The sequence below is a fragment of the Deinococcus koreensis genome, assembly GCF_002901445.1.
Taxonomy (GTDB): domain Bacteria; phylum Deinococcota; class Deinococci; order Deinococcales; family Deinococcaceae; genus Deinococcus; species Deinococcus koreensis.
The window spans coordinates 2,435,541-2,449,079 of record NZ_PPPD01000001.1 but is presented as its reverse complement, the minus strand read 5'-3'; the positions used below and the strand labels follow the sequence as shown (position 1 = coordinate 2,449,079).

The 13,539-nt window shown below is 68.5% G+C and carries 14 protein-coding genes; 2 read left to right on the top strand and 12 right to left on the bottom strand.

Going from position 1 to position 13,539, the window contains the following annotated elements; all coding sequences use genetic code 11:
• Positions 1-103 precede the first annotated feature (103 nt).
• The 10 genes from nuoF to CVO96_RS11525 form a co-directional block, all read right to left on the bottom strand.
• Positions 104-1,447, bottom strand: a complete 1,344-nt coding sequence (gene nuoF / locus CVO96_RS11570) for an NADH-quinone oxidoreductase subunit NuoF (protein WP_103312361.1) — start codon at positions 1,445-1,447, stop codon at positions 104-106.
• Positions 1,444-2,058: an NADH-quinone oxidoreductase subunit NuoE gene (gene nuoE / locus CVO96_RS11565; RefSeq protein ID WP_103312360.1), complete on the bottom strand. Its 615-nt coding sequence runs from the start codon at positions 2,056-2,058 to the stop codon at positions 1,444-1,446. The genes nuoF and nuoE overlap by 4 nt, the downstream gene beginning before the upstream one ends.
• 142 nt (positions 2,059-2,200) lie before the next feature.
• Positions 2,201-3,433: an NADH dehydrogenase (quinone) subunit D gene (nuoD, locus tag CVO96_RS11560; RefSeq protein ID WP_103313446.1), complete on the bottom strand. Its 1,233-nt coding sequence runs from the start codon at positions 3,431-3,433 to the stop codon at positions 2,201-2,203.
• 190 nt (positions 3,434-3,623) lie between these two features.
• Positions 3,624-4,364, bottom strand: coding sequence for an NADH-quinone oxidoreductase subunit C (locus CVO96_RS11555; protein ID WP_341476178.1), 741 nt, complete (start codon positions 4,362-4,364; stop codon positions 3,624-3,626).
• Positions 4,352-4,888 (bottom strand): NuoB/complex I 20 kDa subunit family protein, encoded by a 537-nt coding sequence (locus tag CVO96_RS11550; protein ID WP_103312359.1) that lies wholly within the window; start codon positions 4,886-4,888, stop codon positions 4,352-4,354. Before CVO96_RS11550 ends, CVO96_RS11555 begins: the two co-directional genes overlap by 13 nt.
• A gap of 118 nt (positions 4,889-5,006) precedes the next feature.
• A complete protein-coding gene (locus CVO96_RS11545; protein ID WP_103313444.1) occupies positions 5,007-5,345 on the bottom strand; it encodes an NADH-quinone oxidoreductase subunit A in 339 nt (112 codons plus the stop codon).
• A 447-nt stretch (positions 5,346-5,792) separates the two neighbouring features.
• Complete coding sequence (locus CVO96_RS11540; RefSeq protein WP_243398314.1) at positions 5,793-6,821, bottom strand: hypothetical protein; 1,029 nt, start codon at positions 6,819-6,821, stop codon at positions 5,793-5,795.
• Positions 6,822-7,057: 236 nt separating this feature from the next.
• Positions 7,058-9,343 carry an endonuclease MutS2 gene (locus tag CVO96_RS11535; protein WP_103312358.1) on the bottom strand — a complete coding sequence of 762 codons (2,286 nt, stop codon included), beginning with the start codon at positions 9,341-9,343 and terminating at the stop codon, positions 7,058-7,060.
• Positions 9,344-9,414: 71 nt separating this feature from the next.
• Entirely contained in the window at positions 9,415-9,909 is a 495-nt protein-coding gene (locus tag CVO96_RS11530; protein WP_103312357.1) for a GNAT family N-acetyltransferase, read from the bottom strand.
• Entirely contained in the window at positions 9,893-10,363 is a 471-nt protein-coding gene (locus CVO96_RS11525) for an EVE domain-containing protein (protein ID WP_103312356.1), read from the bottom strand. The genes CVO96_RS11530 and CVO96_RS11525 overlap by 17 nt, the downstream gene beginning before the upstream one ends.
• Positions 10,364-10,437: 74 nt before the next feature.
• On the opposite strand from CVO96_RS11525, the gene CVO96_RS11520 reads away from it, so the two are divergent.
• Both CVO96_RS11520 and CVO96_RS11515 read left to right on the top strand, forming a co-directional pair.
• Complete coding sequence (locus CVO96_RS11520; RefSeq protein ID WP_103312355.1) at positions 10,438-11,508, top strand: S1C family serine protease; 1,071 nt, start codon at positions 10,438-10,440, stop codon at positions 11,506-11,508.
• Between the two features lie 71 nt (positions 11,509-11,579).
• On the top strand, positions 11,580-11,807 hold the full coding sequence (locus CVO96_RS11515) for a hypothetical protein (RefSeq protein ID WP_103312354.1): 228 nt from the start codon (positions 11,580-11,582) through the stop codon (positions 11,805-11,807).
• Positions 11,808-11,813: 6 nt separating this feature from the next.
• Here CVO96_RS11515 and CVO96_RS11510 read toward each other — a convergent pair whose 3' ends face one another.
• Both CVO96_RS11510 and rlmB read right to left on the bottom strand, forming a co-directional pair.
• Complete coding sequence (locus CVO96_RS11510; RefSeq protein ID WP_243398312.1) at positions 11,814-12,722, bottom strand: aldose 1-epimerase; 909 nt, start codon at positions 12,720-12,722, stop codon at positions 11,814-11,816.
• Positions 12,719-13,429, bottom strand: a complete 711-nt coding sequence (gene rlmB / locus CVO96_RS11505) for a 23S rRNA (guanosine(2251)-2'-O)-methyltransferase RlmB (protein WP_103312353.1) — start codon at positions 13,427-13,429, stop codon at positions 12,719-12,721. The genes CVO96_RS11510 and rlmB overlap by 4 nt, the downstream gene beginning before the upstream one ends.
• Positions 13,430-13,539: the final 110 nt, after the last annotated feature.

The following is a 13,539-nucleotide window of genomic DNA, read 5'->3' as shown; positions in this document are numbered from 1 at the left end:
GGCTGTGAGCTCTGAGCTCTGAGCTCTGAGGAAAGACAGGGGTACGAAGAGATGCGGCGGCGCAGTTGCTCACAGCCCAGAGCCCAGAGCTCAGAGCTGCCTGTCACGCGTCCCTCCAGCGCCGCCGGGCCGGGTACAGCGCCTTCTGCGTCGTCGCCAGCGCCTCGTATTCCTCGGGAAACAGCTTGATGGAACTTTCCACCGGCCCCAGGCAGGCGTCGGCCAGCGCGCAGAAGGAGCGGCCGCCGATGTTCTCGGACATGTCGAGGATGAGCTGCACGTCGCCGGGTTGCCCGTGGCCGCGCACCAGCTTCTCGTACATGCGGGTCATCCACGAACTGATGCCCTCGCGGCAGGGCGTGCACTTGCCGCAGCTCTCGTGCCCGTAGAAGCGCACCAGATTCCAGGTCGCGTTCACGATGCAGTCAGCCTTCGGGATCAGGGTGACGCCGCCCGTGCCCAGCATCGAACCGGCGGCGGCGATCGCCTCGTAATCCATCGGCGTGTCCAGGATCGTGTCCGTGTAGGGCAGCATCGGGCAGCTCGATCCGCCGGGAATGATGGCCTTCATCTCCTCCAGCGGGCCGCCGGCCCAGTCGTAGATCAGCTCGCGGAAGGTCGTGCCCAGCGGCAGTTCGTACACGCCGGGGCGCGCGACCGGCCCGGAGATCTGGAACAGCTTCATGCCCTTGCTCTTCTCGGTGCCCATGCTGCCGTGCCACTCGGCGCCGTAGCGCAGGATCTGGGTGGCCGCGCAGAAGGTCTCGACGTTGTTGATGGTCGTCGGCAGCCCGTACAGGCCGGCGGCGGCGGGGAACGGGGGCTTCAGGCGCGGATTGGCCCGCAGCCCCTCCAGGGAGTTCATCAACGCGGTTTCCTCGCCGCAGATGTACGCCCCGGCGCCCCGGTGGACGTGCAGCTCGAAATCGAAGCCGCTGCCCAGGACGTTCTTCCCGAGCAGCCCGGCCGCCCGTGCCTCGTGAATGGCGGCCCAGACCCGCTCGGCGGCCTGGACGTACTCGCCCCGGATGTAGATGTAGCCCACGCTGGCCCGCATGGCGTAGCCCGCGATGAGCATGCCCTCGATGAGCTGGTGCGGGTCTTCGGACATCAGGTAGCGGTCTTTGAAGGAGCCAGGCTCGGACTCGTCGGCGTTGCAGATGATGTAGTGGGGTTTGCCGTCCTTGAGCGGCATGAACGACCACTTCAGGCCGGTGGCGAAGCCCGCGCCGCCGCGTCCGCGCAGGCCGGACTTCTTCACCTCGTCGATCACGGCGTCGGCACCCAGCGCGAAGGCGCGGTTCACGGCCTCGTAGCCGCCGTTGCGGCGGTAGAAGTCCAGGGTGTGGCTGCCCTCCTGGCCCACATAGGCATACAGCGTGGGCGCGAAACGCGGGTCTTTGCCGGAGGTGATGGGCTTGGGCGGGTTCGGGGCGGTGGCGGTCACGCCTGACCTCCGGGGAGCTGATGCAGGCCAGTCACGCTGGCGCCCACGACTTCCCCACTGGCGAGCGACTGGCGCCCGTCGGCGGTTACGGTCACCGGGACGGGGTTGTCGGGCAGCGGCTGACGGTCGGAACGCAGCTCCGCCAGAATCCGCGCGCACTTGCTGGGGCCGACATTCTCGTAGTACCCGTCGTCGTTGATCTGCATCATGGGCGCGGTGCCGCAGGAGCCCAGGCACTCGACCTTCTGCACGGAGAAGCGGCCGTCGGGCGTGACCTCGCCGGGCTGCACGTCGAGCTGGGTCACGAGTTCGTCCCACAGCTCGTCCGAGCCCGCCAGCGCGCACATCAGCGTGGAGCAGACCTGCAGGTGATAGCGGCCGGTCGGTACCGTGTGGTACGTGGAATAGAAGCTCATGACGCTTCTGACTTCGGTGGCGGTCGTGCCGCACAGCGCGGCGATCTCGGCCATGCGCGTCTCGGACACGAAGCCCTCGGCGTCCTGCACTTCCCGCAGCAGCGGCATCAGCGCAGAGCGGCGGCCCTGCGGCGAGTCCGGGTAGCGGGAGAAGATGTCCGCCACGAGGGGGTGTTTGTCTGCGAAGTAGGTCAAAGTGGCCGTGCTCCTTGATTGAGATGGCTGTGCTGGAGAGGGCTTTGGGCTCTGAGCTGTGAGCTCTGAACAAAACATGCTTCTGCTGGAGCTGACGCCCGTGCTCGCCTCAAAGCCCAGAGCTCAGAGCTCGTCGCCCTGCTCACCGATCCACATCCCCGAGCACCGGGTCGATGGTCGCCAGGATGGTGATCAGGTCGGCGAACTGGGCGCCCACGCAGGCGTATTCCAGCGCCTGCAGGTTCACGAAGCTGGGGGCGCGGATCTTGACGCGATAGGGCATCGAACCGCCGTCCGAGATGACGTAGTAGCCGACCTCGCCGCGTGCGGATTCGATGGGTACGTAGACCTCGCCCTGCGGCGGGTGGAAGCCCTCGGTGACCAGCTTGAAGTGGTGGATGACCGCCTCCATGCTGGTTTCCAGCTCCTGGCGCGGCGGCAGCGAGATCTTGCGGTTGGGATCCTTGACCGGCCCCGGCCGGAGCTTCTTCAGGCCCTGGCGGACGATCTTGATGCTCTCGCCGAATTCGAGGAGCCGCATGTTGAAGCGCGCGAGGCTGTCGCCGTCGGTGGACGAGATGACGTTGAAGTCGTACTCCTCGAAGCCGCAGTACGGATTGGCCTTGCGGTTGTCCAGGGGAATCCCGGAGGCGCGCAGGTTCGGCCCGGTCAGGCCCAGGTCGAGGGCGACCTCGGGCGGGATGACCCCCACACCCTTTGCCCGGTCGAGGAAGATCGGGTTGGTGGCGAACAGCGTGGTGTATTCCTCCACGCCCTTTTCCATCTGGTCGAGGAACTTCAGCACGCGCGGCGCCCAGTCGTCGGGGATGTCGCGGGACAGGCCGCCGACCCGGAAGTAGCCCTGGTTCATGCGGTAGCCGCACACCGCCTCGAAGAGATCGACCAGCGTCTCCTTCTCGCGGAAGGCGTAGAAGAACGGCGTCAGGGCGCCCAGGTCGAGCAGGCCGGTGCCCACGAAGACCAGGTGGCTGTGCATCCGCCCCAGCTCGTGCAGGATCACGCGCACCACGTTGGCCCGCTCGGGCACCTGTGCCTGCAGCAGCTTTTCCACGCTGAGCACGTAGGCGAGCTCGTGGGAAAAGGAGTGCAGGTAGTCGGTGCGCGGCGCGTAGGTCACGCCCTGCTGGTAGGTGCGGTGCTCGAAGGTCTTCTCGAAGCCGGAGTGCAGGTAACCCATGTGCGGCGTGACCTTGACCACGTACTCGCCGTCCATGTCCACGACCAGCCGCAGGACGCCGTGGGTCGAGGGGTGCTGCGGCCCCACGTTCAACGACATGATCTCGGTGTGCATCATGGCGCCGGTCTCGCCGCCCAGCCGCTCGGCCCCGCTGCTCTCCTGATGATGGGGCAGCATCTGCTCGGGCGGCAGTGTGCCGCTCTGGGTGCCGGCGCCGTGGGTGGGCTTGTCGGTGATGGTCATAAGGCACCTCTGGCGCCTGCGGCGCCGCAGATGGCAGAAGGCAGATGGCAGATGGCTAAAACCTCAACTGCATTTCGCCTTTTGCCTTCTGCCATCTGCCATCTGCCATTGGCCTTCTGCATCCTCATTTCGGCCCCCCTTCCGGCATCACCGGGGGCAGGCGATCCGTGCCCTGGCCGCGCCGCAGTTCGCCCCGGTAGCCGGTCAGGCCGCTGTTCTGGCCGGTCAGGCCGGCGCGGAAGGTGGCGGGGTCGAGGAAGCGGCCGTCGCGGAAGAGGGTCGGGGACTCGCCCAGCGGGAAGTCCTTGCGGAGCGGGTGGCCCTCCAGATCATCGGGGGTCAGCACCTTGCGCAGATCGGGGTGGCCGGTGAACTCCACGCCCAGCAGGTCGTAGACCTCGCGCTCCAGGTAGTTCGCCGCCTTCCAGACCGGGTAGAGGCTGGGCAGCGTCTCGCCGTCGTCCAGCCACACGCGCAGGAACAGGCGCTGGCCACCCTGCGGGTGGTAAATGTTGTGCAGCACGGCAAAGCGCTTGGGGCGCGCCGCGGGGTAGGCCAGGTAATCCACGCCCACCGAGTCCATCAGCATGAAGCCGCGGGACTTCAGGGCCCGGGCGACCTCCAGCAGTGCGTCCGGAGTGACCACGGCGGTCGGCTCGGCAGCGTCGTCTTCGGTCAGGTTCAACTCGCGCAGCAGCGGCGTGAGGTCGCGCGGGTCGGCGGCCGGGGCGAGCACCACCGGCACACCGGCAGGCACCGGCACGGGCCTGGGCGCCGATGACTGTGCCGATGACTGGGAGGACTGCGCCATGCCCTCGCGGCCGGTCAGCTTGCCCCCCTTGTCGCCCCCCGTCATCTCGTCCACGCATCGACCATCGGCAGCTGATGGCCCAGCTGGTCGAAGGCCTCCCCGCGCACCTTCTTCTGCAGCTGCATGACGGCGTAGATGAGCGCCTCGGGGCGGGGCGGGCAGCCGGGCACGAAGATGTCCACCGGCACCACCGAGTCCACGTTCTGCACGATGGCGTAGTTGTTGAACATGCCGCCCGAGGAAGCGCAGGCCCCCATCGAGATCACCCATTTGGGATCGGGCATCTGGTCGTACACCCGGCGCATGATGGGCGCCATCTTCTTGCTCAGCCGCCCCGCCACGATCATCACGTCGGCCTGTCTCGGCGAGGCGCGGAAGACCTCCGACCCGAAGCGGCTCATGTCGTTGCGGGCGTTGGTGGAACTCATCATCTCGATAGCGCAGCACGCCAGCCCGAAGGTCGCCGGCCACAGGGAATTGCTGCGCCCCCAGGCCACCAGCTTCTCCAGGCTGGAGAACAGCACACCCTCGGACTCCAGTTCCTGCCAGTCTTTCTCGAACAGTTCTTTCAGGGGCACAAAACCACCTCCACGGTGTGGCTTTTCAAGTCCGGTGGTTGCAGAGGGCAGAGGGCAGAAGGCAGAAGGCTCAGGAGCTTTAGGCCATCTGCCATCAGCCATCTGCCTTCTGCACCACTTAGGCCCATTCCAACACCTTCTTCTTCAGCACGTACACGTAGCCGACCAGCAGCAGCAGCACGAAGGTCAGGGCCTCGAAGAAGGCGAAGGGCACCAGCTTCTGGTAGGCCACCGCCAGCGGGTAGAAGAACGCCGTCTCAATGTCGAAGACGATGAACAGCATGGCGACCAGATAGAAATGCACGGGGAAGCGCTGGCCGGTGCCCACGCCGCCGTGCTCGGGGTCGTTGCCGCTTTCGTAGGCCATCAGTTTGGTGCGGCTGCCCCGTTTTTTAGGCCCCAGAATGGCGCTGACGATCACGGCGAGGACGCCGATCCCCAGCGCGACGAGCAGCATGATCACAAAGTTCGCGTACTGTTCGATGATGTTCCCCTTTCCGCCCCGCCCCTCCTGCCTCCAGACCAGTTCGTGAAAAAGAGCACGAGATGATGGAAAAAAAGAGAGCGGGGTCAAGCAGATGAGACGGCCGATAAGCTGTGGTACGCCCCTGTTTTACCACGATTCGACACCGTGGGCAGGGCTGACGGCACAGGATTGCGGGCCCCCCGACGGCCACACGGCGCCGCGCCGGGCCGAGGGCGAGGCCGGGCAAGCACACCGGCGGCGCAGCGCGGGCAGAACCAACAGACCGGGCTGGAGGGATGGCTGGGCGGGCCGATCCGTCCACACCTTGACCTGGGATCGCCGGAGTCCGGGCCCGGACAGACGACGGGGACAGCCGGGGCTGCAGGCTGTCCCCGCCGTATCGGGGTGGTCGATCTGATTGGTGGCCCAGGCAGGTGATCAGCGCGGCAGGGAGACCAGCGACATCAGCCAGCGGGTGTCCTTGCCGGCCGGCCCGAACTGGTAGCCGATACTGGGCCCCACCATGCTCGGCAGCCCTTTGATGTCCAGCAGCAGGTCGCCCCGCACGTAGGTATAGTCGCTCGTCCAGTTGCGGTTCACGCGGGTTCGCAGGGCGCCCAGGCCCACCGGCTGCTCGGTGGCCGGCAGGCGGTAGGTGGCCGTGAAGGCCGACTCCTCGTAGCGGCCCACGCCGAAATCAGGGATGGCGACGCTGCCGGCCGCGAAGCGCTCGAAGTGCGACGCCGAGAGGGTCAGGGCTGGCACCGGGCTGTAGTTGGCCGCCAGATACAGATCCACGCTGCCCTGCACCTGCCCCTGCACCGGGAAGGCATACAGGCGGGTGGTGGCGCCCGTGTAGGTGCTGACCGGCCCGAAGGTCTTGCTGAGCCCGCCGCCGATCTCGTTCTGGAGGTAGGGGGCGGCCACATCTCCCTGCAGGGCCACGCCCACGGTGTTCAGCACCCGCACGCGGTCTTCCAGCACGAGGAAGGCGTATCCACCCGAGAGGTGCGAGTGCGGGCCGTTTCCCTGGATGAGGGCGCTGTACTGCAGGCCACGCTGGGGACTCCGCGTCCACTCCACGCGGGGAATGCCGGAGACAGCTGCGTAGCCGTTGAAATACACCCCGCCCGCCAGGGTCGTGTCGTTCAGGCGGCTGCTGAGGTTGTATTCCCAGTAGTTGGCCTGCCGCACCAGCGAGACCCGGATGTCCGGATCGAAGGGCAGGGGCAGGTAGCGCGCCCCGAAGCCCGTCTCGTTGGACACCGTGACCTCGGACGACCCGAAGCGGCCCATGTAACCCGACGGCAGCTTGAATCCGGTCGGTGCGGCGGCCTGGGCGGAGGCGGCGCTGGTCAGCAGGGCGGCGGCCGTGAGCAGGCCCCGGCACACGGAAGCTGGCGCAGGACGCTCCACCGATCGAGGGGGCCAGGACAGAGCGTTCTTGAGGCGGGAAAGTGAAACCATGTCCGGCCCACCCTAGCGGCCCACCTGGCACAGCGCCATCACAGCCGCCTCACCGCGCGGCCATGGGCCTCATCTGCAACGGATTTCGCTCCATTCCGGAACATCCAGAAAGGCGCCGGATGTTCCTCGCTTGCGGCGAAATCCGTCCTTTTCCTTCTCCCTTCGGTCGGATGAATTCCGAACACAGAACGGAATCCATCGGAATGGATATGACAGGTGCGCCGGGGCCGGCGAGATCAGGCGCGCAGATTCACGATGGTGACGCCGTGCCCGCCCTGGTTCGGTTCGGCGTCGTGGAAAGATTCGACCTTGCGGTCGTTTTTCAGGTACTCACGCAGCAGCCGTCTCAGGACGCCCTGTCCCTTGCCGTGTACCACCCGCAGCTGCTTTTCCTTGAGGGCCGCCGCCTCCAGGATCGCGGTACGCAGTTCTTCCACCGCCTCCTCGACCCCCAGGCCGCGCAGCTGCAGTTCCGGCTGGAAGGTGGTCGCCGTGCGGCCCACGAAACTGCCCCGCGCCACCGGCACCTTGACCTCGGGCTGCACGCGCACGTCGCGGCGCTTGACGCCCACCTTCATGACCCCCAGCTGCACCACGAGGTCGTCGCCGCGCAGCTCCAGCACCTGCCCGGAGGCGTTGTAGGCGGGCACGTCCACCTTGCTGCCCACCCGGATGGGGTCGCCGCGCTCCTCGCGCACCGGGGGGGCGGGGCGGATCTTCTGGGCGGCGGTGCGCAATTCGCGCAGTTCCTGCATCACGCGCGGGCGGGCGCCGTCCTCCTGGGCACGGGCGCGCAGGGTGCGGACGCGCTCGATGGCGTCGGCGTACAGCGACTCGGCCTTCTGGGCGGCCTCGGCCAGCATCTCGCCCCGCCGCCCCTCCAGCGTCTCGCGTTCCTGGCGCACGCGGCCCAGCTCGGCCTCGGCGCTCTGGCGGGCCTGAGCGGTGGTCTCCAGCTGGGCGGCGAGATCGGCGCGCTCGCGCTCCAGGCCCTCCAGCATCCGTTCCATGATCCCGGCGTCGGGGCCCAGCAGCGCCTCGGCGCGGCCCAGCACCCCGTCCGGCAGGCCCATGCGCTGCGCGATGGCCAGGGCGTAGGAACGCCCCGGCTGCCCGACCTGCAGCACGTAGGTGGGGGTCAGGGTCTCCAGATCGAAGCCCATCGAGGCGTTCTTCAGGCCCGGCGTTTCCAGCGCGAACAGCTTCAGGGGCGAGAGGTGCGAGGTCACGATGCCGCGCGCGTCCTGCGAGAGCAGGGTCTCGATGATCGCCTGCGAGAGCGCGGCGCCCTCGTTGGGGTCGGTGCCGGAGCCCAGCTCGTCCACCAGCACCAGCGTGTCGGGCGAGGCGTGCCTGAGCACGTAGCGCAGGTGCTTGAGGTGGCTGGCAAAGGTGCTGAGGGACGCCTCGATGCTCTGCTCGTCGCCGATGTCCACCAGCACGTCCTGCACCACGGGCAGTTTCGCGGAGGCCGCCGAGACGTACAGCCCGCACTGGTGCATGAGCACCGCCAGACCCAGCGTTTTCAGGGTCGCGGTCTTGCCGCCCATGTTGGGGCCGGTGATCAGCAGCAGCTGCGTGTCGCCCAGGCGGATGTCGTTGGGCACCGGCCGCTCGATCAGCGGGTGGCGGGCCTCGCGCAGGTCGTAGGCGCCGGCGGGCGAGGGTTCAGGGCGGTTCAGGTGCCAGTCGCGCGCCAGCCGGGCCTTCGAGGCGATCAGGTCGAGTTCCCCGATGGTCGAGAGGGTCATGGGCACGTCGGCGTCCTGGGCGAGCAGGCCGGAGAGTTCGGTCAGGATGCGGCGCACCTCGGCCTCCTCATCGAGGATCAGCCGGGTGAGTTCGTTGTTGAGCTGCGTGACGGCCGCCGGCTCGACGAAGTACGTCTGCCCGGTCGCCGAGGCGTCCACGATGATCCCCTGCACCTGTCCGACCCGGCTGGCCTGCACCGGCAGCACGTAGCGGTCTCGTCGGATGGTGACGAGGTGCTCCTGCAGCACGTCCGACCACTGTTCCAGAGTGTTCGCCAGCCGGTCGCGGATGCGGCTGCGGAGCGGCTCGATGCGCTTCCTGAGATCGCGCAGGTGGGCCGAGGCGTCGTCGCGCACGCCACCTTCCCGGTCGAGCGCCCCCAGCACCCGGCGCACCAGTTCCGTGTGGTCGCCCAGGCCCAGCGCCACCTCGCGCAGCGGCCCGCGTGAATTGGCCCCGATGGCCCGCTTGACGGTCATGGCGCCGTCCAGCGAATACGCCGCGTTCAGCAGTTCCTGGCCCGAGAGCACCCGGCCCTCCTGGGCGCGGGCGTGCAGGTCGCGGATGTCCTGAATGCCGCCCAGGCTCAGGCTCACGCCGAACAGCGCGTCCTCGACCTCGTCCAGTTCCCGCGCGATGCGCCCGGCGTCGTCCGAGGGAATGAGCACCCGTGCCCGCTCGGTGCCCAGCGACGTGGCACAGCGCTCGGCGAGGGCGTCACGGACGCGGGGGAAATCCAGGGCAGACAGGGCGCGGGGATCGAAAGCCATCTTAGGGGCAGCATACCGGCGCACCAGGGCAAAGACCGTGCGCCGGTTGGCTTAGAGAAAATTGACCAATGTCAGGAGGAGCCAGCCATCCTGAGCATGACCTGCCGTTCCTCCGGGTCGCCCACCGCCACGAACCCCGCCTTCGCATATGCCCGGATCGCCCGGATATTCCTTGCATCCGGGTCAATGACGACCCCCCGGAGGTCGGGCCGCTGAAGTTGAAGGCCCGCGATGAACGCCCGAATGACCTGCGGCCCCAGCCCCTGCCCGGTCAACTCCATCTCCCCAATCAGTAGGTCGGTAGCCCAGGTCTCCCCCACTGGCGTCGCCCAGGGCCAGAACTCATGTTCTGAAGTAACCTTCTCGGTCTGAATAAATCCAGCAGGGCGGTCGTCCACACTGAAGATGAACCCCGGCACGTCACGCCCAACCCGGAAATAGTGCGCCCTGACCGCTGCCTCGTCCCGCTCGCCATCCTCCCAGAAGGCCCGGACGTGCTCTGCCTGCAACCAGCGTGTCAGCAGGGGCACGTCTTCTTCTCTCAGAGCCTCAAAGCGAATCCGCATCCAGCCCCACCGCGGCCAGCGCCACCCTGAACTCTTCCCCGGTCACCGGCATCACGCTCAGGCGACTGCCCTTCTGTGTCAGGGGCGAGGCGTGCCACTCGGGCAGGCTGCGGATCTCGTCCAGCGGCAGCACGCGCGGGAAGGCCAGCACGGGCTCCACGTCCACCATGCTCCAGCGCGAGCCGTCGGCCGGGGCCTTTGGGTCGTGATAGGCGCTGGCCCGGTCGGCCTGCAGGTTGTCCGGGTACGCTTCCCGCGCCACCCGCGCCACGCCCGCGATCCCCGTCGGTTTCGCGTTCGAGTGGTAGAAGAGGCACAGGTCGCCCACGGCCATCTGGCGCAGGAAATTGCGCGCCGTGTAATTCCGGACGCCGTTCCAGGGCTCGCGGCCCACCCGCACCAGATCGGGGTAGCCGAACACGTCGGGTTCAGATTTCAGGAGCCAGAAGGGCATGGGGCTCAGGGTACCCTCCACACCTGGTGCCTTCCCCCACCGTATACCCCCGCCGAAGGGCCTAGACTTTCCCCGTGAGAGCGTCGCCCTGGCTTCCTGTCCTGCTGCTCCTGGCACTGGGCGCGTATCTGCTGCCCAGACAGCAGCCGGCCCTCGAGGTCGGGCCCCCCCCGAGCGCCGGGACGCGCACCCTGCCCAACTCCCTGCCGGAAGAGACGCGCACCCTGTTCGAGAAGTCGCGGCCCGCCACCGTGCGGGTGGAGAGCGTGGACACGGCGCGGGGTTCGGCGGGCATCGGCACCGGCTTCTTCATCTCCGCGCAGGGACAGGTGCTGACCGCCTACCACGTGGTCAGCGGGGGCACGCTGTTCCAGATCAGCACCCTGTCGGGCAAGACCTACCCGGCGCGCGTGTCTGCCTTCGACGCCGAGGCGGACGTGGCCCTGCTGGACGTGCAGCGCGGGGGCACCTTCCCCTTCCTCAACCTGACCACGCGGGCGCCGCGGGTGGGCGAGACCGTGCTGGCCATCGGCAACTCCGGCGGCGACTTCCTGCAGCCCCGGCGGGGGCGGCTGTTGAACCTGAGCGTAGCCGCCGGACGCGCCGATTTCCCGCAGGGCACCCTGGAGATGAACGCCCCGCTGGCCCCGGGCGACAGCGGCGGGCCGATCATCGACGGCAACGGGCAGGCCATCGGCGTGATCAGTTACATCCGCATCGACGAGAGCGGGCAGACGCGCCGCTCCTACGCGGTGCCGGTGGTCGAGGGCAACCAGCTGGTCACGGCGCTGCGGGCCGGGGAAAAGCGGGATATTCCGGTCGTGGGGCTGGAGTTGGATCCCAGGCACAGCGGTGTCACGAGCCCACCTGGAGCGGTCATCGCCCGGATCGCCCAGGGTAGCCCGGCAGAGAGGGCCGGGCTGGAGGCAGGGCGCTACGACGAGAACGGCAACCTCTCGCAGTTGGGCGACATCATCACCTCCGTGAACGGCCGCAGCGTGCGCGACGCCGATGAGTTCATCCGGGCCGTGCGCGGGGCGGGTATCGGCGAGCCCGTCCGGCTGGGTTACGTCCGCGACGGCGAACAGCGCGAGACTACCGTGACCCTGGTCGCCAAGGCCAGCGTGACGGATCTGCGCGAATAGGGACGGCGCGAGTAAAGGCCCCATCACGCCGTCCAAATCCGTCCCGTCCTGCTGGGCGCGACACTTGTGGGATGTCGCGCGCCTTTGTGAAGGAGGAAGAGGGGGTTCGCTGGTCGGCCCCGGAGCCTGTGCGGGCCTACCGGGTGCTCTGGACGGGGGACGTCAGCCCCGGCAGCCCGGAAGTGCTGCGGGAGACCGACGACCTGCTGGACGCCCTGCGCTGGATCGCCGAACGGGAGAAACCGGGCTTCGAGCTGCGGGATCGCGAGGGGGCGCTGCTGGCCACCTCGGACGCCTGACGGCCTCTACCAGTTCCCTTCCAGCGTGAGCCGTACCGCGCCCGCCAGACTCTGACCGGGCGAGAGGACGCGCATGTCGGCCCCGCCGATGCCCCGCGCGGCGAGGTTGAAGGCGTCGGTGGCGTGGCTGGTCGGCTCCAGCGCCAGCGAGCCGTCGGGCGCCGTGAACACGACTAGGTGGGAGAACGCCGTGTCGGCGGTCAGGATCAGGGCGCGCTCGCCCCAGTCGAGCCGGGCCACGCCGTCCCAGGCCGTGTAGGTGCGGTCGATGCTGCGCCCGCCGACCGGCGCCGGCACGCGGTAGTCCTCGTCCGGGCGCAGCGGGCGGGCGGCGGCGTGGGGCAGCGAGAGGGAATCGGTGTCGTAGGTCAGGGCGGCGTCGAAGCTCAGGGCCGGATCGGTGCCCGCCTGCACCCGCGCGAAATAGGGGTGCAGGCCCATGCCGGCGGGCATGGCCGCGCTATCGGCGTTGGTCAGCGTGACGCTAGTATCCAGATGCGGCCCATGCAGCAGGTACTCCACGCGGGCGGTGAAGGCCCAGGGCCAGTTGACGTCCGGGAAGGCGCGCGAATCGAAGTCGCAGCGCAGGTGGGTCTCCGAGACGCGGGTGACCTGCCAGGGGCGGTTGCGGACGTCGCCGTGCTGGGTCAGGCCGTCCTTGGTGGTGGGGCGCAGCTGCACCTCGCGGCCCTCAAAAGAAAACCGGGCGCCCGCGACCCGGTTGGAAAAGGGCAGCAGCGTGAAGCTGGCGCACTGGGAACTCGTCTCGACCTCGGCCAGCTCCACCGGCCGCATGACCGGCCGCCCCGAGGCGGCGCGCAGGTTCAGCACGCTGGCGCCCAATTCCGGCAGGATCTCCAGGCTCAGGGCTCCGCTGGAGATGGTCTCAACCCTGTGGCCGGGGCTGGGGCTCACGCCCGGCCCCGCATCGCCTCGTACAGCAGGATGCCGGCGGCCACCGAGGCGTTCAGGCTCTGCACCTGGCCGCGCGTGGGGATGCTGACCAGCACGTCGCACTTCTCGCGCACCAGGCGGCGCAGGCCCTCGCCCTCGGCGCCGATGACCAGCGCCACCTTGCCTGAAAAGTCCACCTGGCCGATGTCCTGGGCGGCCTCGCCGGCCGCGCCGTAGACCCACACGGCCTCCTCCTTGAGCTGGTCGATCAGGCGGGGCAGGTTCTTGGTCTGGGCCACCGGCAGGTACGAGGTGGCGCCGGCCGCCGTCTTGGCGACCACGGGCGAGAGCGGCGCCGAGCGGCGTTCCTCGACGACCACGCCGTGCGCGCCCAAAACCTCGGCCGAGCGGATGATCGCGCCGAAGTTGCGCGGATCGGTAATGCCGTCGAGCAGCACGATCACCAGCGGCTCACCTTTCTGGTCGGCCCGGTCGAGGATGTCATCCACGGTGGCCCAGGCCAGGTCTTCCACCTCGGCGATCACGCCCTGGTGCGCGGTCGTGCCCGCCAGCTGGTCGAGTTCGATGCGCGGCTCGAAGCGCAGCCGCACGCCGGTCGCCTTCAGTTCGCGGATGAAGGTCTCCTCGACCCCCTTGGCGACCAGCACCTCGGTCACGCGCCCGTCTTTGAGTGCTTCCAGCACCGGATTGCGGCCATACAACAACATAAAGGGCAGTGTACCCCGGCCCTGGCCCCAGCCTGAACTGCCTTCCTAACGCCCGTTCGGGCCGGTCTGCTAGGCTGGATCTCTCCCGCTTCCGGGCCACCGCTGGCCCC